The sequence below is a fragment of the Bacillus sp. BB081 genome (assembly GCF_008368895.1).
GTDB lineage: Bacteria > Bacillota > Bacilli > Bacillales > Bacillaceae_G > Bacillus_A > Bacillus_A wiedmannii.
Genome location: NZ_QOZX01000144.1, coordinates 1 through 533, shown reverse-complemented (window position 1 = coordinate 533; position 533 = coordinate 1). Strand labels below are relative to the sequence as shown.

1 protein-coding gene is annotated in these 533 nt (G+C 41.8%); it reads right to left on the bottom strand.

Annotated features, from left to right (window positions below; genetic code table 11):
• Positions 1-533: S8 family serine peptidase (locus DN394_RS28740; RefSeq protein ID WP_149294469.1), on the bottom strand; the 533-nt coding region annotated here is incomplete at both ends.

The window sequence follows — 533 nt, the reverse complement described above, 5'->3', positions numbered from 1 at the left end:
TATCGACCATATCGTGTAATGCTTGTGAATCATATTCAGTTCCTAACGACATATTGATAATATCCATACGATTTTGGATCGCCCAATCGATTCCTTCTAGCACATCTTGCAGATTTCCTTTGCCATCTGCACCTAATGCTTTGACACCATATAACTGCACGCCAGGAGCCGTTCCTGTTACAGCGCCATCGCCACTATGAGCAGCAATAATGCCACTTACATGTGTTCCATGCCCATTATCATCTGCGTATGAAGTTGTATAATCGACTGTGGATACACCACCAGCAATCGTAAGTTCACTATGAGCCGCTACTCCTGAATCGATAACAGCTACTTTGATACCTGATCCGTTGTATCCTTTATCCCACATTTGATTAGGTTGTACTGCTTGATAATTCCATTGCGATTGCTCTGTTGCATTGACAGTAGATCCTAATACTTGAAAATCAGAAGAATCGGTAACTTGAAACGGAACATTACGCTCGATATACGCAATATTGGGATCTTGCACCAAATCTTGCAATTCACCTGCA